The sequence below is a fragment of the Paenibacillus sp. FSL P4-0184 genome, from assembly GCF_038004625.1.
Taxonomy (GTDB): Bacteria; Bacillota; Bacilli; order Paenibacillales; family Paenibacillaceae; genus Paenibacillus_AQ.
This window is the reverse complement of sequence record NZ_JBBORN010000002.1, coordinates 715,389-739,528: the sequence shown is the minus strand read 5'-3', so window position 1 is coordinate 739,528 and position 24,140 is coordinate 715,389. Positions and strand designations below refer to the sequence as shown.

General features: G+C 43.2%; 26 protein-coding genes and 1 riboswitch. Of the genes, 8 read left to right on the top strand and 18 right to left on the bottom strand.

Annotated features, from left to right (window positions below; translation table 11 throughout):
• Positions 1 to 66: 66 nt before the first annotated feature.
• Entirely contained in the window at positions 67 to 798 is a 732-nt protein-coding gene (locus tag MKY52_RS25060) for a class I SAM-dependent methyltransferase (protein WP_341054232.1), read from the bottom strand.
• Between the two features lie 61 nt (positions 799 to 859).
• Positions 860 to 1,066 (bottom strand): hypothetical protein, encoded by a 207-nt coding sequence (locus MKY52_RS25055; RefSeq protein WP_076282856.1) that lies wholly within the window; start codon positions 1,064 to 1,066, stop codon positions 860 to 862.
• 145 nt (positions 1,067 to 1,211) lie between these two features.
• Here MKY52_RS25055 and MKY52_RS25050 point away from each other — a divergent pair, with 145 nt between their 5' ends.
• Positions 1,212 to 1,892 carry a TIGR00266 family protein gene (locus tag MKY52_RS25050; protein WP_042187527.1) on the top strand — a complete coding sequence of 227 codons (681 nt, stop codon included), beginning with the start codon at positions 1,212 to 1,214 and terminating at the stop codon, positions 1,890 to 1,892.
• Positions 1,893 to 2,257: 365 nt separating this feature from the next.
• Here MKY52_RS25050 and MKY52_RS25045 read toward each other — a convergent pair whose 3' ends face one another.
• On the bottom strand, positions 2,258 to 2,731 hold the full coding sequence (locus tag MKY52_RS25045; RefSeq protein ID WP_042187525.1) for a Fur family transcriptional regulator: 474 nt from the start codon (positions 2,729 to 2,731) through the stop codon (positions 2,258 to 2,260).
• A gap of 321 nt (positions 2,732 to 3,052) precedes the next feature.
• Between MKY52_RS25045 and MKY52_RS25040 the strand changes: the two genes are divergently transcribed.
• On the top strand, positions 3,053 to 3,715 hold the full coding sequence (locus MKY52_RS25040; protein WP_042187523.1) for an S-layer homology domain-containing protein: 663 nt from the start codon (positions 3,053 to 3,055) through the stop codon (positions 3,713 to 3,715).
• Positions 3,716 to 3,808: 93 nt separating this feature from the next.
• Here MKY52_RS25040 and MKY52_RS25035 read toward each other — a convergent pair whose 3' ends face one another.
• The 3 genes from MKY52_RS25035 to MKY52_RS25025 are packed head-to-tail and all read right to left on the bottom strand — an operon-like array spanning position 3,809 to position 6,132.
• Positions 3,809 to 4,561: an amino acid ABC transporter ATP-binding protein gene (locus MKY52_RS25035; protein ID WP_042187521.1), complete on the bottom strand. Its 753-nt coding sequence runs from the start codon at positions 4,559 to 4,561 to the stop codon at positions 3,809 to 3,811.
• A 14-nt stretch (positions 4,562 to 4,575) separates the two neighbouring features.
• Positions 4,576 to 5,244 (bottom strand): amino acid ABC transporter permease, encoded by a 669-nt coding sequence (locus MKY52_RS25030; RefSeq protein WP_076299420.1) that lies wholly within the window; start codon positions 5,242 to 5,244, stop codon positions 4,576 to 4,578.
• A gap of 51 nt (positions 5,245 to 5,295) precedes the next feature.
• Positions 5,296 to 6,132: an amino acid ABC transporter substrate-binding protein gene (locus MKY52_RS25025; RefSeq protein ID WP_076282859.1), complete on the bottom strand. Its 837-nt coding sequence runs from the start codon at positions 6,130 to 6,132 to the stop codon at positions 5,296 to 5,298.
• A gap of 223 nt (positions 6,133 to 6,355) precedes the next feature.
• Positions 6,356 to 6,459: riboswitch (TPP riboswitch) on the top strand.
• 267 nt (positions 6,460 to 6,726) lie between these two features.
• Here MKY52_RS25025 and MKY52_RS25020 point away from each other — a divergent pair.
• The 6 genes from MKY52_RS25020 to thiE are packed head-to-tail and all read left to right on the top strand — an operon-like array spanning position 6,727 to position 11,538.
• Positions 6,727 to 7,422, top strand: coding sequence for an ABC transporter ATP-binding protein (locus MKY52_RS25020; RefSeq protein ID WP_341054231.1), 696 nt, complete (start codon positions 6,727 to 6,729; stop codon positions 7,420 to 7,422).
• The gene (locus MKY52_RS25015) at positions 7,403 to 8,176 is read left to right on the top strand and encodes an ABC transporter permease (protein ID WP_341054229.1); all 774 of its coding nucleotides are present in this window, start codon (positions 7,403 to 7,405) and stop codon (positions 8,174 to 8,176) included. The genes MKY52_RS25020 and MKY52_RS25015 overlap by 20 nt, the downstream gene beginning before the upstream one ends.
• Entirely contained in the window at positions 8,173 to 9,207 is a 1,035-nt protein-coding gene (locus MKY52_RS25010; RefSeq protein ID WP_341054227.1) for an ABC transporter substrate-binding protein, read from the top strand. Before MKY52_RS25015 ends, MKY52_RS25010 begins: the two co-directional genes overlap by 4 nt.
• 40 nt (positions 9,208 to 9,247) lie before the next feature.
• A complete protein-coding gene (gene thiM / locus MKY52_RS25005; protein WP_341054225.1) occupies positions 9,248 to 10,042 on the top strand; it encodes a hydroxyethylthiazole kinase in 795 nt (264 codons plus the stop codon).
• A gap of 22 nt (positions 10,043 to 10,064) precedes the next feature.
• Complete coding sequence (thiD, locus tag MKY52_RS25000; protein WP_341055623.1) at positions 10,065 to 10,892, top strand: bifunctional hydroxymethylpyrimidine kinase/phosphomethylpyrimidine kinase; 828 nt, start codon at positions 10,065 to 10,067, stop codon at positions 10,890 to 10,892.
• Complete coding sequence (thiE, locus tag MKY52_RS24995) at positions 10,873 to 11,538, top strand: thiamine phosphate synthase (protein ID WP_341054222.1); 666 nt, start codon at positions 10,873 to 10,875, stop codon at positions 11,536 to 11,538. The genes thiD and thiE overlap by 20 nt, the downstream gene beginning before the upstream one ends.
• Here thiE and MKY52_RS24990 read toward each other — a convergent pair.
• From MKY52_RS24990 to MKY52_RS24935, 12 genes are all read right to left on the bottom strand, one after another.
• Positions 11,519 to 12,211, bottom strand: coding sequence for a pseudouridine synthase (locus MKY52_RS24990; protein ID WP_339803072.1), 693 nt, complete (start codon positions 12,209 to 12,211; stop codon positions 11,519 to 11,521). The genes thiE and MKY52_RS24990 overlap by 20 nt on opposite strands.
• A 108-nt stretch (positions 12,212 to 12,319) precedes the next feature.
• Positions 12,320 to 12,502 (bottom strand): DUF3934 family protein, encoded by a 183-nt coding sequence (locus tag MKY52_RS24985; RefSeq protein ID WP_042187505.1) that lies wholly within the window; start codon positions 12,500 to 12,502, stop codon positions 12,320 to 12,322.
• A gap of 115 nt (positions 12,503 to 12,617) precedes the next feature.
• Complete coding sequence (locus MKY52_RS24980) at positions 12,618 to 12,818, bottom strand: hypothetical protein (RefSeq protein ID WP_341054219.1); 201 nt, start codon at positions 12,816 to 12,818, stop codon at positions 12,618 to 12,620.
• A gap of 314 nt (positions 12,819 to 13,132) precedes the next feature.
• Complete coding sequence (gene asd / locus MKY52_RS24975; RefSeq protein WP_076282867.1) at positions 13,133 to 14,218, bottom strand: aspartate-semialdehyde dehydrogenase; 1,086 nt, start codon at positions 14,216 to 14,218, stop codon at positions 13,133 to 13,135.
• Between the two features lie 125 nt (positions 14,219 to 14,343).
• Positions 14,344 to 14,946 (bottom strand): response regulator transcription factor, encoded by a 603-nt coding sequence (locus tag MKY52_RS24970; protein WP_042187498.1) that lies wholly within the window; start codon positions 14,944 to 14,946, stop codon positions 14,344 to 14,346.
• The gene (locus tag MKY52_RS24965) at positions 14,946 to 16,082 is read right to left on the bottom strand and encodes a sensor histidine kinase (RefSeq protein WP_341055622.1); all 1,137 of its coding nucleotides are present in this window, start codon (positions 16,080 to 16,082) and stop codon (positions 14,946 to 14,948) included. Before MKY52_RS24965 ends, MKY52_RS24970 begins: the two co-directional genes overlap by 1 nt.
• A gap of 161 nt (positions 16,083 to 16,243) precedes the next feature.
• Positions 16,244 to 17,308, bottom strand: coding sequence for a fatty acid desaturase (locus tag MKY52_RS24960; protein ID WP_283911607.1), 1,065 nt, complete (start codon positions 17,306 to 17,308; stop codon positions 16,244 to 16,246).
• Positions 17,309 to 17,477: 169 nt separating this feature from the next.
• The gene (locus MKY52_RS24955; RefSeq protein WP_341054215.1) at positions 17,478 to 19,076 is read right to left on the bottom strand and encodes a response regulator; all 1,599 of its coding nucleotides are present in this window, start codon (positions 19,074 to 19,076) and stop codon (positions 17,478 to 17,480) included.
• A gap of 16 nt (positions 19,077 to 19,092) precedes the next feature.
• On the bottom strand, positions 19,093 to 20,439 hold the full coding sequence (locus MKY52_RS24950; RefSeq protein ID WP_341054213.1) for an ABC transporter substrate-binding protein: 1,347 nt from the start codon (positions 20,437 to 20,439) through the stop codon (positions 19,093 to 19,095).
• 33 nt (positions 20,440 to 20,472) lie between these two features.
• Positions 20,473 to 22,197 (bottom strand): cache domain-containing sensor histidine kinase, encoded by a 1,725-nt coding sequence (locus tag MKY52_RS24945; RefSeq protein ID WP_341054212.1) that lies wholly within the window; start codon positions 22,195 to 22,197, stop codon positions 20,473 to 20,475.
• An 83-nt stretch (positions 22,198 to 22,280) separates the two neighbouring features.
• Positions 22,281 to 23,144: a carbohydrate ABC transporter permease gene (locus MKY52_RS24940; protein ID WP_094868591.1), complete on the bottom strand. Its 864-nt coding sequence runs from the start codon at positions 23,142 to 23,144 to the stop codon at positions 22,281 to 22,283.
• Complete coding sequence (locus tag MKY52_RS24935; RefSeq protein WP_042187483.1) at positions 23,141 to 24,094, bottom strand: carbohydrate ABC transporter permease; 954 nt, start codon at positions 24,092 to 24,094, stop codon at positions 23,141 to 23,143. Before MKY52_RS24935 ends, MKY52_RS24940 begins: the two co-directional genes overlap by 4 nt.
• Positions 24,095 to 24,140 lie beyond the last annotated feature (46 nt).

The following is a 24,140-nucleotide window of genomic DNA, read 5'->3' as shown; positions in this document are numbered from 1 at the left end:
TAGATAAACTACTACGAGGATAACTCTCGCTTCTATATTCAAACAATAGTCATGTTAATGAGATGATTATTCTTTTTCAGCTGAAATAATCAGGAACATCGGTCTGCGATCCTCGTCCTTCATCCACGGATCATCGCTCATTTCATCAGAAGGCTTAGGCTCCTTAACTGCTTTGATAGCAAACCCGGCTTCAATCAAGTCATTGAAGTAGGTTGAAATTGTACGATGATATTTAATCACATTTTCTGTTAAGAAGGTCGTTTCACGCAATCCCTCAGACTGATAATGATCTACAGGCCAATGAAGACGATTGCCTTGGTCATCCACATACCAATCCTGTTCATTTCGAGAAGTAAAGATGGGATGCTCCACTGAAAATATAAAGCTGCCGCCTGGCTTAAGGTAAGTATGAACCTTGCGACAGATAGCTTCAAAAGATTTTACATAATGCAAGGCCAATGAACTGATGACCACATCAAATTGTTCGCTCGCAAATTCAATATCCTCAATCGGCATCTGGATATAAGAAATAGCTGGATCGTCTGTTTTTTCACGCGCTTCTTGAAGCATTTTTTCAGAGATATCTACGCCAACGACTGAGCTTGCCTGCTGCTCGCGTGCATATAGACAATGCCAGCCTAATCCGCAGCCTAAATCAAGAACACTTTTATTATGTAAGTCTGGGATCAGAGGTTGTAATACATGCCATTCTCCAGCTGCTTCAAGCCCACCAATGGAACGAGGCATTTGTTTATAGGCTGAGAAGAAATTCGTATCGTCGTATTTATTTTGTTTCATCAGTTATATATCTCCTATCCATAATGTCTTCCATCAGTATATTCTTAGTGACGCATTATTTTCAAATCGCCAAATAAAAAGGAGCATCATCTTGGAAGATCCGCTCCTTGTGTTTGTTCTTATTCAATTGCTGTTGTTTGCTCGGCGTTAACCGTACATGCTGTGAAATGGCGCTATAATCCCCATTGGATCTTCGACTTTGAGCTGCGCACCAGATACCTGAGCGCTCTGCCTTTAACAAGGCTTTTTGAGTCTTGGTTCGTGCCATGTGGCACCACTCTCCTATTCATTGATGAACTATCAGACAACTACAGTTTAACATAATACAGACTATGAGCGCAGCCAGAATTCCGTTACAATGAGAGCACTGCAAGTTTTCTAACTTATATAAATAGATTCGGAGGTTTTTAGTGATGAAATACGATGTTTTGTACGAGGGTGCTTTTGCAATGTTGAAGGTATATTTGGACCCCGGCGAAAGCGTTAAAGCTGAGATGGGCGCAATGGTTGCCATGTCTCCAAACGTAGAGTTAAAAGGAACGGCTGATGGAGGCGTAATGCGGGGTCTGGGAAGAATGCTGAGCGGTGAAAAGTTCTTCTTCCAGGAACTCAGAGCTATCCGTGGTCAAAGTGAGGTCCTACTGTCTCCTGGATCATTAGGTGATATCCAAGCTATCGAATTAGATGGATCCTATAAGCTGTTAGTTCAAAAGGACGGATTCTTAGCCGGAACGGAAGGCATTCAAGTAAATACCAAAATGCAAAATTTAACACGCGGACTTTTCTCTGGTGAAGGCTTCTTCATTGTAGAAATCAGCGGCAGAGGAACAGTATTCCTCTCCTCCTTCGGAGCGATCCACGCCATTAATTTAGCACCTGGTGAAGAGATGATTATCGACAATGGACATCTCGTCGCCTGGCCAGATTATATGGACTATAAGGTAGAAAAAGCAGCCTCGGGTTGGCTGAACAGTTTAACCAGTGGTGAAGCGCTTGTCTGCCGATTCCGCGGAGAAGGTGTAATCCTCGTTCAGAGCCGTAACCCTGGGAGCTTCGGAACGTGGATTAAATCCTTCGTACCCACTCGAAGCTAAGAAAAATGACATAGGATTTCCCATAGGTAGGATTTCCTTTAACTGTTTAAAACGCAACGTAGCGCTTCTCCGGTTTTCAAGAAGCGCTGCTTTGCGCGCAAATTAAGGAATATCTCCCTATAATTCAGAGATTTCTGCGCATTTGACTACTAATTAGGGAAATCCTCCCTGTAATTCAACTGATTTGTTGTGAAATATAGATATTTGGCCGATTTATAGGGAGGATTTCCCCATTTCCATTCGTATCGGGCAATTATCAGTTATTTAGAGGGAGTTTTTCCCTAATTCTTTTCCGAAAAAGAAGCTGCCCCCTGAGTAGTACTTACTACTTCTGAGACAGCTTCTTCTTTTAGGTAGAAAGCGGCTTAAGAAACCGCTTTGTTTGCTTTTTCTTTTTTGCAGCCTGTTCGTTTACATGTGTCATAAGTACCCTTGAAATCTAGGCGGTGATCCGTGACGTTAAAGCCATATTCACGTTCCACTCTTTTCTCCAGCTCCACTAGCCAGTCATCCTTAATTTCCTCCAACCTGCCGCACACGCTGCATATCAAATGATGATGCATATGAGAATGATCATTCCCCCGCAGATCGTAACGAGCGACTCCATCTCCGAAGTTCATCTTTTCTACAATGTGAAGCTCGCATAAGAGCTCAAGTGTACGGTATACCGTTGCCAGCCCTAAATGCGGATAACTGTTCTTAACAAGCATATATACTTCTTCTACGCTGAGATGATCTTTCTCATTGTCGAGCAATATGTTCACTATGGCCTCACGCTGGGGCGTTAATTTATATTTTTGCGCCGCAAAAAGCTGACTGATATTTGAAATTTGATCCATTTGATCTCCTACCTTCCCGGAATGATTTAACATCCGTATCCACTGAGACGCACCCATTTATGCATCAAAATATTAAACGTAAATAGTAATCGTTACGATATAATCATATCAAAAATAATCACGAATGAATAGAGCCTGACATCATTATAACATTTTAGCTCTCTTATCCAAAGTTCTTTCACCCAATACTGCCTATTTTTCTACCAAAATCTACTTTTTCGTGAAATAATGTAGGTTTGACCGCAACCTTTCCATATTTTTCTGCGTTTAAGAATTTGATAGCGGCCACGAGGCCTATCCATACAACGAGGTGAAATAACCATGAATATGAAAAAAAGAACGTTAGCCGCGATTACAACCGTTACGATTCTCTCCTTCTCTTTGGGTGGCCAAATATTTGCAGCCGGAAACACCTTTAAGGATATTGACAATATAAACGGCAAAGAAAAAATTATTTCTTTAAAAAATCAAGGCTTGATCAAAGGGGTTAGTGAATCCCAATTCTTGCCCAGCTCCAAAGTAACAACAGCACAAGGGATCCAGTTCATTTCGGGTGGTCTCCAGCTTAGTCTCGCGGCTATTGATTTCAATAAAGCTCCCGTTGCTAGTGGCTTGTTCACGAAAGTCAAGGATAAAGCTTGGTACGCTGAAGCCTTTATCAACGCGTATTACAATCATGTCGAGCTTCCTAAGGATATTGATCCAACCAAAACAATGACCAAAGAAGAGTTCACCAATTATCTAGTGCAAGGGGTCGAAGGCATTGGGAATCTGCCGATGATCAATATAGTGCCCGTAGATATCGCTGACGATGCTGCGCTGAATCCTTCTTATCAAGGCAGCATTCAACGTTCTCTTAAATACAAGATTAATAGTTTAGACGCCAATGGGAAGTTTAATCCAAAAAGTGAAATCACTCGCGCCGAAGCTGCGATTATGCTCTATAATGCTTTGGAATTCCTGAAGACCGGTATTAAATCCTAACCTAGAAGCGACGCACCACTAACAATGAATGGTAAACAAGAAAAAGCAGCCCAGGTATAGTCCTGAACTGCTTTTTTGCGTCTTGATCTTCTTCTATACTTCTTCTCCACTAATTCTGTTCAGAAATTGTAGAGCACGAGGATGCTGCGGATGCTCAAGAACTTCTTGTGGAGTCCCTTGCTCTAGAATATGGCCTCCATCCATCAGAATGATCCGGTCAGCCACATCCGCAGCAAATTTCATCTCATGGGTCACTATCACCATAGTCATTCCCTCTGCCGCTAACTGTTTAATAACCTTAAGCACTTCCCCCACCAACTCAGGATCAAGCGCAGAGGTAGGCTCATCGAACAACAGCACCTCTGGATCTACTGCCATGGCACGAGCGATAGCTACCCGTTGCTGCTGGCCACCAGACAGTTGGTGCGGATAAGCATCCGCTTTGTCCGCCAAGCCAACTTTAGTTAACAACTGAAGGGCACGTTCGCGTGCTTCGTCCTTGGATCGTTTCTGGACCGTCACCTGCCCCTCCATCACGTTGCCTAGTGCAGTCATATGCGGAAAAAGATTATAGGACTGAAAGACCATCCCTGTTTTTTGGCGTAATGCCAAAATGGACTTCTGGGGGATTTTCTTGTTATCCGTGAAATTAATTTTAATATCACTGAGCGATAAGCTTCCTTGATCAGGGACTTCAAGCAGATTAAAGCAGCGTAAAAGCGTTGTTTTGCCTGAACCCGATGGGCCAATAATGACCAGTACCTTGCCATGTTCCATTTCGAGATCAATGCCCTTTAATACCTGCAGCTCACCGAAGGATTTATGCAAATTAAGTATTTCAATCATAATTGTCTCCCCCTTTAGCTCGCAGAGTAACGACTCAGTCGTTTCTCCAAGTAATTTTGCAGTGCTGATAACACTGAGCAGAATAGTAAATAGAACAATCCTGCTTCGCAATAGATCAGCAGTGGCTCATAGGAGGTGGAAGCAACCTGCTGTGCTGTTCTGAACATCTCCGTATAGGTAATGGTCGCTGCCAGTGAAGTGTCTTTGACCAAGCTAATAAAGGAATTCGATAACGGCGGTACAGAAACACGGGCAGCTTGTGGCAGTATAACGCGGCGCAGTGCCTGGGCACGAGTCATCCCAACGGAGAAGGCCGCTTCCCACTGACCTTTATGTATAGACAGGATAGCAGCACGTATAATTTCTGATGAATAAGCCCCTACACTAAGCGTAAATCCAATGGTTGCGGCTATGAAAGGGTCGAGCACAATTCCAACTGCCGGCAAACCATAGAAAATAATAAACAGTTGTACCAACAAAGGGGTTCCACGAATGACCCATACATAAAAGCGAGCGATCAGCTTCGGAAGTACCCACGGGGAGAGACGCGCTAGTGCAGTCAATATCGCTAAGATCAGTCCAAGTGCAAATGATATCAATGCCAAAGGAATGGTAAAAGCCACCCCAGCTTTTAGCAGGGGTAGCAGTGAATCTAAGAAAATTTGTATTTTGCGGTCATCCATTTTTAGACATCCTTTTTTGGTTCCAAGCTGGTTAGCTTCTGAAACCTTGTATTATTTTGAAACGTCAGCACCAAAGTATTTCTCAGAAATCTTTAAGTATGTGCCATCGCTCTTCATTTCAACAATTGCATCACTAACTGCTTTTACCAACTCATCGTTGCCTTTTAAGAAAACAGCTGCGCTTTGCGAACCGTCAGGAATCTCATCTACCACTTTAATTTTCACATCAGGCTTTTGCTTTTTCAGGTCTAGATAAGACAAACCATCATTTACAGTCGCATCAATACGGCCTGAGGTCAATAGGTCCATCGCTTGATTGAACCCGTCTGTAGCAACGATTTCAGCACCGTTCTCACGGGCGATATCGGACAGGTTACTGGTTAGAGATTGACCGGCTTTTTTACCCTTAAGATCTGCAAATGTTTTGATATCCTCATTGTTTTCACTTACTATCAATACCGCTTTAGATACGATATACGGTTCAGAGAAATCATATTTCACTTTACGATCTTCATTAATGGATACTTCGTTAAAAATAACATCAAACCGCTTGGCATCCATCCCAGCAAAAATACCGTCCCACTGTGTCTCAAAAAATTCTGGTTCAACACCGAGACGCTTCGCTACTTCCTCAGCAATTTCTACGTCAAAGCCGGTCAGTTTCCCTGAAGCGTCATGATAAGTAAAGGGTGCATACGTCCCTTCTGTTCCTATACGCAATTTGCCGCTAGCTTTAACAGCTTCCAGACTGTTTTGCGCAGTGGCTGTATTTCCACCATTCGTTCCAGCTGAAGAATTTTTAGAAGTATCGGTATTCGAATTATTGCCGCAGGCCGCTACAAACACCACGGTTAACGCCAATAGAATAGTTAAACTTAGTTTTTTCATTATTAATTCCCCTCTCTTTACCCGGAATTCATCCGGTAAATTGTATACTACACTGGCTGCTGTTTACCGTCAATGGTTTTTTCCGATTATATACATCGGAATTGTAATATTAGGTAAATCTCTACCCTTATATTACCCATTCTTAGAATAATCCTTCACAAGATCCTCTCTTTACATCTCAGAAAGATATGGTATATTTATAAACAAATTAAATATGGACCTGTTATTTCACTAGGGGAGTCGGCCGACTGAGACGGAGCTTCAAGCTCCGGACCCTTGGAACCTGATCTGGATCATACCAGCGGAGGGAAGTGGAGCAGAATTTTCATCCCATGCATTTTTAGTGTTCCTATGCTGAATGAACTTTTTGACCCATTTATTTCCCACCGGAAATGAATGGGTCTTTATTTGTTTACAATCAATCACAAAACTTAAGCGTAGGCTTCCGAAGCAAGTTTTGTAAGATGCTTTCCAAGAAGCCAACGCTCACAAAACTTTTTAGGAGGTTCGATCATCACGACAATCCTATCCATTCAAGGCTTAACCTACTCCTTTCCGGAATCAGAACAACCCCCTGTATTCGCAGATCTATCCATGGATATCAGGCAAGGAGAATTTGTCTCTGTCATTGGGGCTAGCGGATGCGGGAAAAGTACGCTTTTCAAAACTATAGCAGGCTTGCTAGAACCCACTCATGGGAAAATAAAAATTCATTCGAACTCGTCATCCTCTACTCGCTTAGGTCAGATCGCATACATGCCTCAGCAGGATTTGCTGCTGCCATGGAGAACCGTGCTCGACAACTGTCTTTTGCCCTGGGAGATTAAACCAAGGTTTAGTAAACAACAGACGATCTCTCACATTCGGGAAATGCTGTCACGCTTCGGTTTGGCCGATGTAGAGAGGGCTTATCCCCATGAGCTTTCGGGTGGCATGAAACAGCGAGTCGCATTTCTACGAACGCTTGTAGCTGGCGGCGGGGCCGGTCTTATGCTGCTAGATGAGCCATTTGGAGCGCTCGACGCTATGACCAAACGTGAGATACACCGTTGGCTGTTGGGGCTTTGGGATGAGCTGGATCAAACAGTGATGCTCATCACCCATGATCTAGAGGAAGCGCTGTTACTAAGCGATCGGATTTATTTATTATCTGGAGGCATGCATAGCGAAATACAGGAGATCGTCGTTGATTTACCGAGGCCAAGACATTACAAGATGAACTATGAACCCCGGTTTATAGCGTTACGGGAAGAGTTGGAGCGGAGACTGTATGCAGCCCAAACCTTTTAAAAAATATTTAAACAATTACGGCCCCTTCATTCTACTGCTATTGTTCATTCTTGTGATCTGGGAATCAGCTGTTCGTCTTCACTTGATTCCAGCCTTTATCCTACCTGCACCTTCTTCAATAGGTATCGCATTGATCGAACACAGGCAATTACTCAGACCGCATTTATTGGCGACACTGCAGGAGATATTGGTAGGTTTTGTTCTCTCGGTTATCTGTGGTTCACTGCTGGGCACCGGAATGTTCTTGTTTCGCCCCCTTGAAAAGGCCATCTATCCGTTCCTTATTATCAGTCAGACGATCCCGTTAATCGCGCTATCCCCCATTTTTATTATGTGGTTCGGGTATACGCTGTGGAGCAAAGTGGCTGTTGTGTTTCTAACTGCTTTTTTTCCAGTCGTTGTGAGTACATATGACGGACTTCGTACAAGTGGTCAAGCCTACAAAGACTTATTGTTAACATTTGGCGCAAACCGCTGGCAACTGCTTGCTAAAACCCAAATCCCGCTGGCGCTGCCCTCTTTTTTCTCAGGACTAAAGCTATCTATTGTGTACTGCGTGATTGGAGCAACCATCGGCGAATGGCTCGGCGGCAGCAAAGGACTCGGTTACTTTAGCAGAAGGATGGCCGGAAATATGCAAAGTGCCGAAATGTTCGCCGCTGTATTTCTGTTGTCCGCGCTCGGTGTAGTGTTGTTTCTGATGATAGCTCTGCTCGAACCATTATTTTTAAAGAAAAGAGGATCTAAGCAATGAATGATTTGAATTTCCAAAGAAAATGGCTTATTCCCGTATTTCTCATATGTTCAGTCCTAATCTTCACCAGCTGCGGAAAAGCATCCAATGTAAGTAGTCCTCCTGCTAATTCATCTATTAACGAAATTAAACAAACGCACAAGCTGACGATTATGCTCGATTGGTATCCCAATGCCGTTCACTCTTTTTTATATGCTGCTGAGCAGAATGGTTATTTCCAAGAGGAAGGTCTGAACATAGAGATCCAAATGCCTGCAGACAGCAATGACGCACTGAAACTTGTAGCAGCTAATCAAATCGATTTAGCACTTAGTTATCAACCTCAGGTGCTCATGGCACGCAGTGAGAACATTCCAGTACGTTCGATTGCAGCGATTGTGAGGCATCCGCTTAATCATTTAATGGTACCTCAGGCTGGAGACATTCATAGTCCCAAAGACCTTACAGGTAAACAGATTGGGTATTCTTCCATTCCTCTTTATGAAGCCATGATTCGTACGATGATCCAAAACGATGGGGGTGACCCTAAGGCCAGCAAATTAATCGACGTAGGCTTTGACCTTATTCCGGCGATTGCGACGGGGCAAGTGGATGCCATTATGGGAGGGTTCATTAACCACGAACAATTAATCCTGGAAAAAGAAGGTCATCCCGTGAACTCGTTCAATCCCACGGATTATGGAGTACCCGATTATTATGAGCTAGTCCTTGTCGCCAGCGATCAAGGAATACAAAATTCTGAGTCCTATTTCAAAAAGTTTCTAAATGCAATTACAAAAGGACAACAATTTGTGCAGGATAATCCGGAACAAGCGTTAAATTTGCTGCTTGCACACGAAGATGAGACCTCTCCACTCGATAAGCAAATTGAAGAGAAGAGCCTGGCAATTCTACTACCGCTAATGAATGCGGGTGATCAAGATTTTGGATATCAAGCGCCAGCGTCTTGGGAGAAGGTAAGACAGTGGCTATCGGACAATGATTTACTGTCTACTGACATCAAAGCTGAGGATGCTTTTATTAATTTTTAAACATTAGCTATTCGCTCATAAAACTTGAGGAGGAATAATCATGAGTTATCTATCCAAAGTACGGGAATCCAATCCACTTGTCCACAATATCACCAACATCGTCGTAGCCAATTTCTCAGCCAACGGTCTTTTGGCGCTCGGTGCCTCCCCCTTTATGGCGGATGCTCACGAGGAAGTGGTCGATATCGCCGCATTTTCATCTGCTGTAGTTCTAAATATCGGCACACTGAATGACTGCGCCATTCAATCCATGGTGCTCGCGGGACAATCTGCGAATAAGCACGGCGTTCCCTTAGTTCTTGATCCAGTGGGTGCGGGAGCCACTTCTTATCGAACAGCGGTCACTCAAAAGCTAGTGAATGAGATGCAGATTACTGCGCTACGTGGCAATGTAGCAGAAGTTGCCAATGTCATTGGTGAAAGCTGGTCTATTAAAGGGGTAGATGCAGGCGAAGGGGATGGCGACGTAGTCGTCTTGGCTGAGACAGCCGCGCGGAAGTTAGGTTGTGTAGTTATCATCACCGGAAAAGACGATGTCATCACAAATGGAGATAACACCTACATTGCCAGCAACGGTCACCCTATTCTAACGAAAGTAACGGGAACCGGTTGTCTGCTAAGTGCAGTAGTCGGTGCATTTCTAGCGGTAAGTGAAGGAGCATCTCTTGAAGCCGCAGTTGAAGCTCTCTCCTTCTATGGAGTGGCTGCTGAAATCGCCGCTGAACTAACGACTGGACAAGGTCCGGGGAGCTTTCAAATCGAGTTTCTAAATCAATTGAGCTTGGTCACAGCTGAAACTTACCAAGATAAATCAATAATCAAGCAACTCAGATAACAACCCTAAGGAGTGAACAATGATGATATCTAAAGCTTTAACTATAGCCGGCTCGGATAGCGGTGGTGGCGCTGGCATCCAAGCAGATCTAAAAACCTTTCAGGAGCTTTCTGTATATGGAATGAGTGCTCTTACGGCTGTGACAGCTCAGAACACCCTCGGAGTTCAAGGCGTTTATCCGTTGACACTGGAAGCTATTACTCAGCAGCTTGATTCCATTGGACTTGATCTGAAGCCGGATGCTGTGAAGACCGGGATGCTTTTTAACAGTGACATCATACGTATCGTAGCAGAGAAGATCCAGCAATACAGCTGGCGTAATCTTGTAGTTGATCCTGTGATGGTTGCTAAAGGGGGTTCCACGCTGCTACAGCAAGAAGCTGTTCAGTCTTTAATCAATCATCTCCTCCCGCTAGCCTTAGTGACGACACCCAATATTCCAGAGGCTGAAATGATTACCAACAGAAGCATCACTACTATAGACGATCGTAAAGAAGCGGCTAAAATCATTCATGCCATGGGCTCTAACTATGTAGTGCTAAAAGGTGGGCATGATACCTCAACTAAGGCTGTTGTGGATCTCCTATATGATGGTCACGAATTCATGTTTATGGAGAGTCAACGAGTTCAGACTAGACACACGCACGGCACAGGCTGCACCTATTCAGCAGCAGTCACTGCCGAGCTTGCCAAGGGCAAAACCGTTCCCGAAGCAACACACATAGCTAAAGCTTTTATACAAGCGGCGATTGAAGACGAGCTGGGCATAGGGGCTGGACATGGACCTACGAATCATTTTGCATATCAGAATAGATTGCGAGGGATGAACCTTGAAGCAAATAGACAGTGATCAACTGCGGGATTTATTAAAAGTCTATTTCATTATGGGCAGTGTAAATTGTCGGATAGCCCCAGCCAAGGTATTAAAAGAAGCCATCACGGGAGGCATAACGATGTTCCAATTTCGTGAAAAAGGTACGGGGGCATTAACTGCCCAAGTTAAATTTAATTTAGGAAGACGGCTCCAAAAGATATGCCGTGCTAACGGAGTGCCTTTTATTGTTAATGACGATATTGATCTAGCCATCGCCCTTGATGCGGACGGCATTCATGTAGGACAAGATGACACCCCTGCGCTAGCTATTAGGCAACTGCTTGGGGAGGATAAGATCGTTGGTGTGTCTGCTCATTCACTTGCCGAAGCTCAGCAGGCGATTGCGGATGGAGCCGATTATCTGGGCATAGGTCCTATTTATCCGACCTCTTCCAAGGAAGACGCCCAAGCTGTTCAAAGCACATCAGTTATTGAAGAAATACGAAACAGCGGCATTACGATTCCTTTGGTTGGCATAGGTGGGATCACGGTGCACAATGCAGCACCAGTACTAGCTGCGGGTGCGGACGGTATCTCCGTTATCTCAGCTATTGCGGGCGCTGAAGACATCACCTTGGCAGCTAGAGGATTTGTTCACGAAGTTAATTTAAGCGGGTCATAAGCTCACTCAGCTCTTCTCCGCTCAAATGCCGCCATTGTCCTCGCTCCAAACTATCAAGTGTAATATTCATGATTCTTATACGCTCTAGCTTTAGCACTCTATATCCTAACTCCTTGCACATTCTGCGTATTTGCAGATTAAGGCCTTGAGTTAGGATAATTCTAAACTGACATTCCGCGATCCGAGAGACCTCACAAGGTTTTGTTGTGACGCCAAGAATATCCACACCACTAGACATGGCATGTATGAATTCTGACGTTATTGGCTTGTCTACATGAACTACATATTCTTTTTCATGCCCATTCTCGGAACGCATCATTTTGTTTACGATATCTCCATCGTTGGTTAACAAAATGAGGCCTTCCGAGTGTTTATCTAATCTGCCGATCGCAAAGATCCGTGAGGGATAACCTACAAAATCTATAATATTCCCGGCCACATTTGGCGCAGCTGTACAGGTGATGCCTATCGGTTTATTCAGCGCGAGGTATACCGGCTCCCCTTTACTGCTTGTTATGGGCTCTCCATCAATCCATACGATATCCTCTGGCTCTAAAAGAATATTCGCATCACAGACGATGCCATTAACAGCGATCCGCCCTGCGGCAATGAGTCGTTTCGTTTCCCTTCTGGAACAGAAGCCTGTTTCGCTTATATATTTATCGATTCTCACTGATGATCCTACTTTCCTTCTGATACTTGCATCTATCCATAAAAAAACACCTGATTTTAACGATCAAAATCAGATGTTAACCTTCAGGAATAATTGATTTCAAGGGAGCTATTTCGAGCTTCCGCTTTTTTTCACGTTATTGCCCTTGCTTCCACTTGCATCTTTAGCGCCTGGACCCGTGGTTGGAGCACCTTTTGCAGGTTTAACTGGTTTTGCTGTTTTGTTCCAGCGTGTCCAGCCCTTACTCCCCGTACCTCTGCCCGTGCCGCCACCTTTACTTTTTGCACCCATCTTATCACTCCGTCAGTCATTCAGAATTCGTATAGTTTATACACTTCATCTATTTTACCACACTCTCAAACTTTCTGGTTAAGTAATAGCTCAGCTTCGTCTAACGATACTCTGACTAATATTTAGCATCTTTATTCATTTCATGAATATCAAAGGTATCTTCATGTATTTCAATGGCGATGACAGTACCCTCTTTTTCGAAAAATTGCACATGCCCTAACCGCTTATCCTCCAGCTCCACCCAGCCAACATCCTCTAATTTATTAAAATAGCTGTCAGGCCGGTAAAGACCTTGTTCTCCCCCTATATTATCCAATTCGTACTTTACGCCTATTTTTATATTAGGGTTACTTGAAGTTGTCGTCACTTCGATTTCCTTGGCGTTCTTCGGAATAGGAATTTCAGCATTTATAGAAGATATTCCGTACTCTTGCTCCTCTTGAGTTGATGATGTACATCCGCTTGTGAATAGTATTAAAGGTAACCATAAAAAAGCTAATAAATATTTATACAGGTATATCAGCTCCTTCCCTAACTTATTTTACCAAATCAACCCATTAAAAAACACCCCATCAAAGACTAAGCTTTGATGAGGTGTCTATTTCGAATCAGCTTTACAGCTTATCCATTTTATTTAGGCTGAATATAACCTTCTGCTTTCAGAAGCTCAGCGATCAATACAGCACCGCCCGCTGCTCCGCGCAGGGTGTTATGGGAGAGACCTACGAATTTGTAATCATAGATGGCATCTTCGCGAAGTCTGCCCGTCGATACGCCCATACCATTCTCAATATCACGATCCAGTTTGGTCTGTGGACGGTTCTCCTCTTCGAAATAAGTAATGAACTGTTTAGGGGCGCTAGGCAGTTCAAGCTCTTGAGGACGTCCTTTGAAGCTATTCCAGAGTTTCAGAATCTCTTCTTTGGATGGCTTTTTCTCAAAAGAAACAAATACAGCAGCCATATGTCCATCCGCTACAGGCACACGGATACACTGTGAAGTAATCGTCGGCGCTTCACTTTTTACGATGCCTTCCTCTTGTACGCTTCCCCAGATGCGCAATGGCTCTTGCTCGCTCTTCTCTTCTTCGCCACCAATGTAAGGAATCACGTTGTCCAGCATTTCAGGCCAGTCAGCAAAAGTCTTGCCCGCACCCGAAATTGCTTGGTAAGTGGTGACTACAACTTTAGAAGGGTTGAATTCTTTAAGTGCATGAAGCGCAGGCACATAACTTTGAATGGAGCAGTTAGGTTTAACCGCAATGAAACCAGTCTCAGTTCCCAGACGTTTTCTTTGCTGTGCAATAACCTCAAGATGCTCTGGGTTAATCTCAGGAATAACCATAGGCACGTCCGGTGTCCAACGATGCGCTGAGTTATTTGAGATAACTGGAGTACCCGTACGAGCATAAGCTTCTTCGAGCGCTTTAATCTCTTCTTTTTTCATGTCTACTGCGCAAAAGATCAGGTCTACGTCCGCAGCTACTTCTTCTACCTTAGAAGCATCTTGAACCATAATATTCTTCACGTTCTCAGGCATTGGAGTGGATAGCTTCCATCTGCCCTTGGCCGATTCTTCATACGTTTTCCCAGCAGATTTCGCACTGGCAGCAATCGCAGTTACTTCAAACCAAGGATGATTCTCTAGAAGGGCAATAAAACGTTGTCCTACCATACCTGTGCCGCCAACTATGCCGGCTCTTAGCTTTCTTGACATCAGAAAATACACTTCCTTTTGATTAACTGTCCTATTGTGAATAATAGGCCGATAATTAATGATATACGGGTCGAGAACATTTGGCGAGTGTTAACATCAAAATAACATTAAAAAATTTAATATTTTCATTTAAACCAGCCTTTTTCCTTAAATCGAGTGATCGCTTCAATCCGATTTCCCACATCCAGCTTATCGAGGATAACAGAAATGTAGTTCCGTACCGTACCAGTGGTAATGTACAGCTCGCTGGCAATTTCTTTCGTATTTTTGCCATCGGCGATCAGGCCGAGTACTTCCTTCTCCCGCTGAGTCAATGGATTCACTTCACCGCTGTAGGCTTCATCCATCAGCTCCGGTGCATACATGCGTCTGCCTGCCATAACATTCCGGATAGAGAGTGCCAATTCTTCACTAGGACTGTCCTTCAGTAAATAAGCATGAACACCCGCTTTGAGCGCACGTTCGAAATATCCCGCCCGGGCAAAGGTCGTTAATATCATCGTTTTGCAGCCGCTCGTTTTCAGGGCTTCTGCAGCGTCGAGACCACTCATTGCCGGCATCTCAATATCCATAATACAGATATCCGGTTTAAGCTGCTGAACCATTGCAACAGCTTCTTCCCCATTACTTGCTCGGCCTACGACCTTCATATCTTCTTCTAAATCGAGCAAAGAAGCCAGCGCCCCGAGGAGCATTCGTTGATCCTCAGCGATTACAATTTTAATCATTATAGGATGACCTCCTGTTTCTGATGCTGAAATGCATTGGGTACTTTAATCACAATTGTAGTCCCACTATCTCTCACGATATCCATACAGCCATTCACAAATTCAAGACGCTCTCTCATGCCTTGCAGCCCATGACCTTTAAAATAAAGATCGTTCCCGGGTATCCCAGTCCCGTCATCTTTCACTTTAATGACTAGATCCGTGCGTGAGGGGTTAATCTGAATAGAGCAAGACTTTGCCCCGCTGTGCTTCACAACATTAGTGACAGCTTCCTTTATACACATGCTTAGCACATTTTCAGTTATCAATGAGGTATTGGTTAGCTTCGGATTTCCCTCCAGCTTAAAATCAATCTCAGCAGCTGCAAGAAACTGCTGAATATGAATAAGTTCATCTTCAAGCCGAATGCCACGCATTCGCGTAACCATTTCCCGGACCTCTTTTAGCGCACTTCTCGCTGTCTGCCGTACATCATTAATCTCAGCTTTGGCTTGCGTAGGATTAGAATCAATTAGCTTTCCCGCCAAGTCACTCTTAAGACCAATTAATGAAAGCTTCTGACCTAATGTATCATGAAGATCTCGCGAAATCCGTTGACGTTCTTCAATCTTAACGAGTTCGGAGATTCGCTTATTCGCATCCTCCAATTGATCTTGTAACTTGCCCTGATTATTTCGGTTATACGTACTGATTGGAAGTAGAATCACTGCAATCATACTTACTAGCACGAACGGTAGTTGACTAATAAACACTGAATTACGCGAGAGCAGCTCATAATTGATTGTAATGATCGTAGTTAACAGATGAATAGAGTACAGTGTGAAGAACCCTACTCGATTCTGTATATTCCCAATAAAAAAGGCTAGAAAAAGTGCAAAATACATATATCCGAACAAAAGCGTCATTGTTATAGAAACTATAATTTGGACACTCGTCCAGAAATAAACCAGCCACCCCTTAGAAACAAAGGAAAGCACATAACAAACAAAAAATACAGCAATCATCAAGATTCCCCAAACTACTTGGTAGGTAGAGGAGGAGCGAAATATAAAATAAAACGGCAGAATGTAAAAAACGACCCACACATAAGGGCTGAGACCTGTGCTTTTATGAAAAATATGATGCCACTTTTGCATGACCGCTCTCCTTTTTACCATACATTACTCTCCTTATTCTAGCACAAATTCAGTGAAAATCTGTTGAACCACTACGATAAATAGAAAAAGATTAGAGCCACGAATGATTTCTCCGGCTCTAACCTTTCTTTATACTCCTATTTTGTTCGAACCTATAGTTATTATTCTCCTTGGAGTCTAGTCTTATGAACTTGTAAGACTTCTCCCGCTACCTTAGGTTTGCTTAGTCTCGACTTTACCTCTTTAAAGCTGATGAAGCACTTATTCTCCTCATCCCAAAGACGGAAGTGTAGAGCCTTCAAGCTAGTGCTAAGTGTTATGGTCGTCGCCTTTTGCAATGGTGGCGTTGCATTATGTGCTTTTTCTAAATTATAGTTGGGTACCTTTGGACTTAAATGATGGACATGGTGGAACCCGATGTTCCCTGTGATCCATTGCAATAGCTTAGGTAGCTTGTAATATGAGCTTCCCTCTACTGCAGCCATAACATAACTCCACTCCGATTCATTCTCGAAGTAGGAATCCTCGAACTGATGCTGAACATAGAACAACCATATTCCGAGAAAACCGGATACAAAGGCTATTGGCAATTGCACCATGATAAAGGCTTGCCAGCCGATCGCCCAAATAAGCAAACCATAGAGAGCTGCGATAGATACATTTGTTAAATAGGTATTCATCCGCTCTTTACGTCTAGCGCCTTTAGCATTAAACCGATACTGAATCATAAAAACAGCAATAGGTCCTAAACCGAACATCACGATTGGATTACGGTAAATCCGGTAATACAGACGTTTCCAGAATGAAGCTGCTTCATATTCGTCAACAGTCATAATCCATATGTCGCCGATCCCTCTTTTATCGAGGTTACTGGAGCTGGCGTGATGAATGGAATGACTATGCTTCCACTGACGATAAGGAACAAGTGTTAATACACCTGTGATCGTTCCGATAATATCATTCGCTCTACGATTCTTAAAGAACGATCCATGTGTACAATCATGGAAAATAATAAAAGTTCGGATTACAAATCCTGCTGCAGGAATGGCCAACAAAAGGGTGAGCCAGTAGGAAACGGATAAAGAGAAATAAGCTCCGCCCCATAACAGCACAAGTGGCCCTAAAGTATTAATGAGCTGTCTTATGCTCGCGTTGCGATCGTTTTTTTCGTAAGGGGCTACACTTTTTTTAAGACTGGAGAGCTGTGATGTCTGTTTTGTAGTCATCTTTATCGTTTCCTCCTTGATGTGTCTGGCTAAGGATCTTTTTATCTATCCTAAGTATAGGAGATAAAGTGTCATCCTATAAGTCATAAACATCAAGTAAAGGGTATGATAAATGTCATACTTATGCCCTATTTTCCCCCTTTTACTATGCCACCCGTGTACTTCTTCGTTAATTAACCTGCCTCGTATGCTCTTCACGATATTCCGTAGGCGTCTGACCGCTAGCTTTTTTAAAGACTTGAGTAAAATATCGTGGATCCTGATAACCAACTAGTGGAGCGATCTGATATACCTTCACATTACTACTTTGCAATATTTCCTTCGCCTTCTCCATTCGACAGTGAGTCACATACTCCAAGAAGGTATAGCCTGTTATTTGTTTAAATAAAGTACAAAAATGACTGACACTAAGATCGGCAAGCTCCGATACTTCTTCAATACTTAAGTCTTTATAATAATTACTCTCGATATAACGTTTTGTCTTCTCGATGGAACTGCGTGTGTCTTCCCGATTCACAGGTTTACTACCTTGATCCAATCGCTCCCCAAATTCTTCCTTCAACGCAGACATCATTTCACTCAAGGTAACCAAATGGTGCAGCTTACTTAGTAACCCATGTAGAGACCAATCCGAATTTAGATTCAAATGTTCAAAATGTCTGTATAACACAACAACCATTTCCACGAGAAGACGTTCTGCTATCTCTTTAGGAATAGCTTGAGCTTCAATATATAATGCCAACTTATCAAACAATGATGACATTTGGTTTCTATTCAAGGTACGAATACTCTCTATCAACGAGGTCTCCAGCTCTTTTGGATATTTCACTTCTGTATTGCCTGCAAAGGTTGTTTCCTCATCTATATACACCCCGGCAAGACCATAATAGAAACGTTGATACAAAGCCTTCGCAGCCAATGGATACACCGTACTTAATTGATCAATCCCTTGTGTACAGCGGCTGATTCCTACAGAGCAGCTTAGCTTGGAGTATCTTTTGATCCCTGTAATTAAATGTTCACCTAGTTCTCTTCTGCTCGCGCTTAAAGATCCAGGAAAGAGCAATATCCACTCCCCGTTATGAAAAGGAAAGACTGTAAGTACTCCATGTTCCAGCGACCACTCTTCAACAATATTACGGATCGCAAACAGCCACAGCCGCTTTTCTTCCACACTCCACTGCCCAGTAAGCACAGAATAATCATCCAATTGGACAACAGCCATGAAATATCCACTCTCAAGTTCACTGTTCTCCAGCCATTTCAGATGTTCAAGCGGCCTTGCATTTCCCAAAGTAATTTCAGCAAACATCCGTTCACGAGCTAGCATCGACAGCATCTGAACGGAATGCATCATCTGATCGTTTTCTTTTTGCTCATCCAGCCTCGTTTTCGCTCGGTATAGCATTTCAACCAGTTCGTCATGGTCGATGGGTTTCAGCAAATAATCAAAGGCTCCTTGACGCAATGCTTCTCTCGCATATTCGAACTCCCCATAACCACTAATAAAGATAAATACCAGCTTAGAATTCTTTGGTAATACTTCCTTCATCAAAGTGATTCCGTCAATCACAGGCATACGGATATCGCTGATTATAATATGCGGTGTAGTTTCTTCTATTAAGCGGAGGGCTAGTTCTCCATTTCGAGCCTCTCCCACAATTTCCATCTGGAGATCATCCCATGGAATAGCTACTTTTAGACTACGAAGAATTATCGGCTCATCATCTACGAGCAGTACTTTATATTTCTCTTCTATCTCATCCATTCCAGCACCTCCATGCTTATTGAACACTTGAGTTTTGGATCAGATTCCAGTATTCCATCGATGATGCCTGCACTAGCTTTAAAGCGTGATCTGCAGACATTTCTTCGTTAATCATTTTTTCGATGACACTTAGGAACATTTTCTTAACTTCAGGTGATAATACGTTATCGTAAGGCACAAAGCTCTTGCGGTTCACTTCCATCATTTCCATCACTTGCGCGAATACCGGACCGGTCTTCTCCGGATCAAAAGCAATACGAATGGATGGAATTCTCAGTCCTTCATATACAATTCGGGTCTGAACTTCCTGCGTGTAAAAAGCCTTCATAAGATCCAAAGCGGCTTCCCGTTTAGCTCCATTTAGTTCGGAGGAAAGACCGATGCCGATGGTATATCCCCCCGCAATCGAAGGCTCCTCTCCTTGCTTCAAGGCAGGAAATGGAATAACGCCTACCTCATTCTGAAAATCAGCTGGAGCCGCACTACCAGAAAATAAATTGATATCCCAGTTCCCGTTTAAATACATCGCAGCCTTGCCGCTTGTAAACAAACCGACTGCATTTTCAGTTGAGAGATCATTAGACTGGGGACTAAAGGCACCTTCTTTTATCCATTGATCCAAATGCTCAAAAGCCTTTAAATAGGACTCATTCTGAAAGCTCGCTTGATCTTCACCTGTGATTAGCTTTTGGAACACTTCGGAGCCAGCATAACGATCCATTAAATAATGTGCAAAGATCCCGGCAGGCCAGCGATCCTCGTTACCGAGTGCAAACGGAATGTATCCTCCAGCCTTGAGCCCCAGTATGACATCATCGAGTTCTTGAAGCGTTGTAGGCGCCCCGAGACCAAGCTTGTTGAAAATAGTCTTATTGAAATACAGTGGTTCAGCGTTTCCTTCGATGGGCAATCCATAAATATGGTTGTCAAAGGTCCATAGATGCAGATCCTTGAATTGATTGGTTAGACCGTTCTCTCGGACGAAATCAGTCAGATCAACCAGCCGATTGGAGCGCACGTACGGTTCTATTTCAGCTCCACCAAATAAGACAAACATATCTGGTGGCGTGCCAGTAACCATCTCGCTTTTCAGCTTTTGTTCACGGTGTATCGTCTGGTCTAGTCCTTCAAAATTGACTTTCACATTCGGATGCGCAATTTGGTATTTATCCACGATCTCTTCAAAGATAGCCAGCAGTGGCCGATCATGCTCTTTGATCCAGAAGTGACGGAAAGTCAGCGTTATTTTTTCTGGTGAATTATCTTCAATCGGTTCGTGATCTCCTAAAGTAATAAATAGAACAGCGCCAGATATCAGCACTAGATATATCCACATCCAGCCCCACTTCAATAACCACTTCATGTCAATCTCCCCCCTTTTCCTCTGTATGATCGATTATGGCAGTATTTTTGGTATTCGGATTCGAATCGTTGAACCAAATCCAGGGGATGAACACACAAGTAAGCCATATGGACTGCCGAATCTGATATTCAGGCGCTCATGAACATTCTTAAGTCCTACACCACTATCACTATATTTCTTCTGGCCGCCCCCCTCGTTATCCCATAGATTCATCATCTTAGCTAAGTCGAAGCCCGGACCGTTATCTTTTACGATAATGATCATATCCGTACCCATTTCATAGGCTGTGATTTCGATGATTCCAGGGTCCTCCATCGGCTCAATCGCATGGTACAATGCATTCTCTACAATGGGCTGAACAATCAGCTTTTGAGTCATAAACGTTCTAAGACCCTCAGGAAGATTTATAATATACGAAAATTTATCCTCGAAACGGAACTTCTGAATATCCAGATAATGGCGAACATGTTCAAACTCCATTTGCAGCCGTATCAGCTCTTGATTCTGACTAATACTGATTCGCAGCAGCTTGCCGAGTGAAATGACCATTTTACTAATATCTTTATTACCTTGCAGCACGGCCATCGAATTAATCGATTCTAGTGAATTATAAATAAAATGAGGATTAATCTGTGCCATTAATGCCTTCATTTCCGCTTCCTTTTTGCGACCCTGCTCCGTCTGCACTTGCACAATCAATTCGTTGATCTGTGTGCTCATCCGGTTAAAGCCATCAATCAGAAAATCACTTTCATCATCCGCACGATAACGTGTAGTGATAGGTGTAAAAATCCCCTGCTTCACCCGTTTCATCCCGTTGACCGCGCTGTTAATGCTATAAACGAGCCTTCTAACAAAATATCGGTCAAACAAAATGGCGGATAACAATGAAACCGTACTCAAAATAATCGCAATATTACGAATAGATATAGATTCCGAAGAGATTAGATTCATCGGTGTAATCGCTGCCAAATACCAGTCTTTATTATGTGAAGGAAGGAAGGTTATGAGTGATTTTTCCCCCTGATAGTTGTCGATGTAATAGTTTTGTTCCTTGGCATAATCATTTTCTAAAAAAGGGAACTCCGTGCGCTGCCCAATATGTTCACCGGATTTGTTAAAAACGATATTCCCCAGCTTGTTCACCAGCAGAATATCACCCTTCTTAAGAGTTGCTGCTTCCCAGAAAATCTGATCCAGTAAATCAGGCTTAACATTAACGACCAAATAGCCTATATCTTCAAGAGAATAATAATCTTTGATTACTCTGGCTTGCACAAGTACCGGATGGCCCGATAACGCCGAACCGTTCTCACCAGGTCCTGACCATACAGGGCGCCCCTCAGCACTTTCCATAGTATGAAACCAGCTTTGCTTCTTCATCTCCTCAAAGGACATCGGCGCATTGTATTGATAAAGCAACCGATCTTTACTATATAAACTAAATGAAGTAATCATCGGATGATTGATGAGTAAGTTGTTGAGTTCCTGCTTGCGATCATAGGTGAGCACAAAGTTAGTCTGCTTGAGCGATTGTTGAATAACCGGTTGTGTGATCGCAGAATTTGAGATCGAGGAGATCTCACTAAGGGCGAATTTGAGCTTTCGATCCGTTTCGAGCAGTGAAACCCAGTAAAAGTTACTTGATTTTTTCTCCATAGCGTTAGAGAAGTTAACGTAAGTAACAATCCCCATCAGAATCACTGGAATAAAGACGAGAAGAATAATAGCGAACAAGATTTTACGGCGGAGCTTCATGGTATTCCCCTTCCCCCTGCTGTCTCTGTCCTCTAGTATTCTTCACGAAACCGCCCATTCCCTTGTAAATGTTAAAAGTAAAATCAGCTCTTAATAGCTCCTGAGGTTAGTCCTGCAATTACCCAACGGCTAAATAACAGGAAGACGATCAGCAGTGGCAAGGTCGCCGTAAACGTAGCTGACATGATCATTCCATAATCCAGACCGTCGCGATTGGAGAATAACTGCTGGAGCGCGATTTGTATTGTAAAATGTTCTTGGTTCTTTAACACGACCAAAGGCCAGAAGAAGTCATTCCATACGGTCATAAAATTCAGTATGCCTAGAGTTGCCATAGCTGGAGTGATAACTGGAATGGCGATGTTCCAGAAGATCCGGAAATGTCCTCCGCCATCAATCCGTCCAGCTTCGATCAGTTCCGTATGTACAGCTGTAGAGATATACTGCCGCATCCAAAAGATCCCAAAGGCATTAACCATAGCCGGAACAATCAGCGCCTTGAAAGAGTCGATCCAGTGGAGCTTGGCCATAATTACATAAGTAGGTAACACACCAAGCTGCTGGGGTACAAATAGAGTGGCAATAACAAAGTAAAACAGAATATTTTTAAACGGGAATTCATATTTAGCAAAAGCATAACCAGCAAGTGTACAGAAAAATACGACCGATATGGTTACCATAGACGAGACGAATAATGAGTTTCCAAGGGCTTGGAAGAAATCCGTTTTATCCAGAACCCGCTGGAAATTATCAAAAAACTGGTTCCCAACCGTAAGCAAAGGGGGTACATGGAATACTGCGCCCCTATCATTTGTGCCAACTACAAACATCCAGTAAAAAGGAAAGATGGACACGAGTGCACCAAGAATCAGAATGAGATAAAATCCTACTTTGCCGAAAATCCCAAGATCATCCGGATCTTTTTTTAATAGACGCACAGTACTCACGCTTTACCCCCTCCTGTATCTCCACCCATGCGGCTTGAAACCAGCATATTAAGGACAGAAAATATAATCGTAACCACAAACAGCAGGACTGCCGTAGCCGCCGCCGTACCGAAGAATCCATTGCGGAATGCCTCGCTATACAAATAGGTAACCATAGTGATGCCTTCCTGGCGTGTAGATCCCGTTCCTGATTGTCCTAAGAATACATAAGGCTCAGTGAACAGCTGCAGGGCGCCTATAGTCGAGAGCAAAGTGACAAATACGATGAACGGTTTCAGTAATGGCAATGTAATGAAGGTTAATTGTTGCCTTCTGTTCGCTCCATCAATACGGGCTGCTTCATACAAATCCGTTGGAATACTTTGAAGTCCTGATAGGAAAATAATGGCATTATACCCTGTCCAGCGCCACATCACCATGGTTGAGATCGCGATTTTGACCCCCCACCAGCCAGAGTTGAAGGCCACACTATCAAGCCCTAAACCACTGAGCATCCAGTTGATCATCCCGTTGTTCCCAAACAGCGTACTAAACACTAGGGTAACCGCAACGATAGACGTAATATTGGGCATGAAAAAGAGAACGCGGAATGTTTTCTTGAAACGAGTCATCCCCGAATTCAACAATACGGCAATCAAAAGCGCCAATAGGATCTGTGGAACAGTTCCGAGCAGTCCCATAATTAAGGTGTTGCTAAAAGAAATCCAAAAGGTAGGGTCGCTTGTGACCAATTCATAATTTTTCATTCCTACGAATTTCATAGGATTCAAGGCATCCCATTTAAAGAATGAAAGGTAGATCGTAAAAAAGATCGGATATAGTCCAAATATCGAGAACAGAATAAAAAAAGGAGAAATGAAAGTATAAGCAGTGATGCGGCTCCTTCTTTGTTCAGTTAAAAACGGACGCTTGCTCTCGGCATGCGGACTCGAAATAACAGGCTCAGCCATGTCACACCTCCAGGTAATCTAACGTATTAAGCAAAAACGTCTTTGA

Excerpts from the sequence above, each read along its gene's own strand:
- MKY52_RS25060 (WP_341054232.1), bottom strand. The coding sequence starts at position 798 with ATGAAACAAAATAAATACGACGATACGAATTTCTTCTCAGCCTATAAA.
- MKY52_RS25055 (WP_076282856.1), bottom strand. The coding sequence starts at position 1,066 with ATGGCACGAACCAAGACTCAAAAAGCCTTGTTAAAGGCAGAGCGCTCA.
- MKY52_RS25050 (WP_042187527.1), top strand. The coding sequence starts at position 1,212 with ATGAAATACGATGTTTTGTACGAGGGTGCTTTTGCAATGTTGAAGGTA.
- MKY52_RS25045 (WP_042187525.1), bottom strand. The coding sequence starts at position 2,731 with ATGGATCAAATTTCAAATATCAGTCAGCTTTTTGCGGCGCAAAAATAT.
- MKY52_RS25040 (WP_042187523.1), top strand. The coding sequence starts at position 3,053 with ATGAATATGAAAAAAAGAACGTTAGCCGCGATTACAACCGTTACGATT.
- MKY52_RS25035 (WP_042187521.1), bottom strand. The coding sequence starts at position 4,561 with ATGATTGAAATACTTAATTTGCATAAATCCTTCGGTGAGCTGCAGGTA.
- MKY52_RS25030 (WP_076299420.1), bottom strand. The coding sequence starts at position 5,244 with ATGGATGACCGCAAAATACAAATTTTCTTAGATTCACTGCTACCCCTG.
- MKY52_RS25025 (WP_076282859.1), bottom strand. The coding sequence starts at position 6,132 with ATGAAAAAACTAAGTTTAACTATTCTATTGGCGTTAACCGTGGTGTTT.
- MKY52_RS25020 (WP_341054231.1), top strand. The coding sequence starts at position 6,727 with ATGGATATCAGGCAAGGAGAATTTGTCTCTGTCATTGGGGCTAGCGGA.
- MKY52_RS25015 (WP_341054229.1), top strand. The coding sequence starts at position 7,403 with ATGCAGCCCAAACCTTTTAAAAAATATTTAAACAATTACGGCCCCTTC.
- MKY52_RS25010 (WP_341054227.1), top strand. The coding sequence starts at position 8,173 with ATGAATGATTTGAATTTCCAAAGAAAATGGCTTATTCCCGTATTTCTC.
- thiM (WP_341054225.1), top strand. The coding sequence starts at position 9,248 with ATGAGTTATCTATCCAAAGTACGGGAATCCAATCCACTTGTCCACAAT.
- thiD (WP_341055623.1), top strand. The coding sequence starts at position 10,065 with ATGATATCTAAAGCTTTAACTATAGCCGGCTCGGATAGCGGTGGTGGC.
- MKY52_RS24985 (WP_042187505.1), bottom strand. The coding sequence starts at position 12,502 with ATGGGTGCAAAAAGTAAAGGTGGCGGCACGGGCAGAGGTACGGGGAGT.
- asd (WP_076282867.1), bottom strand. The coding sequence starts at position 14,218 with ATGTCAAGAAAGCTAAGAGCCGGCATAGTTGGCGGCACAGGTATGGTA.
- MKY52_RS24970 (WP_042187498.1), bottom strand. The coding sequence starts at position 14,946 with ATGATTAAAATTGTAATCGCTGAGGATCAACGAATGCTCCTCGGGGCG.
- MKY52_RS24965 (WP_341055622.1), bottom strand. The coding sequence starts at position 16,082 with ATGCAAAAGTGGCATCATATTTTTCATAAAAGCACAGGTCTCAGCCCT.
- MKY52_RS24960 (WP_283911607.1), bottom strand. The coding sequence starts at position 17,308 with ATGACTACAAAACAGACATCACAGCTCTCCAGTCTTAAAAAAAGTGTA.
- MKY52_RS24955 (WP_341054215.1), bottom strand. The coding sequence starts at position 19,076 with ATGGATGAGATAGAAGAGAAATATAAAGTACTGCTCGTAGATGATGAG.
- MKY52_RS24950 (WP_341054213.1), bottom strand. The coding sequence starts at position 20,439 with ATGAAGTGGTTATTGAAGTGGGGCTGGATGTGGATATATCTAGTGCTG.
- MKY52_RS24945 (WP_341054212.1), bottom strand. The coding sequence starts at position 22,197 with ATGAAGCTCCGCCGTAAAATCTTGTTCGCTATTATTCTTCTCGTCTTT.
- MKY52_RS24935 (WP_042187483.1), bottom strand. The coding sequence starts at position 24,094 with ATGGCTGAGCCTGTTATTTCGAGTCCGCATGCCGAGAGCAAGCGTCCG.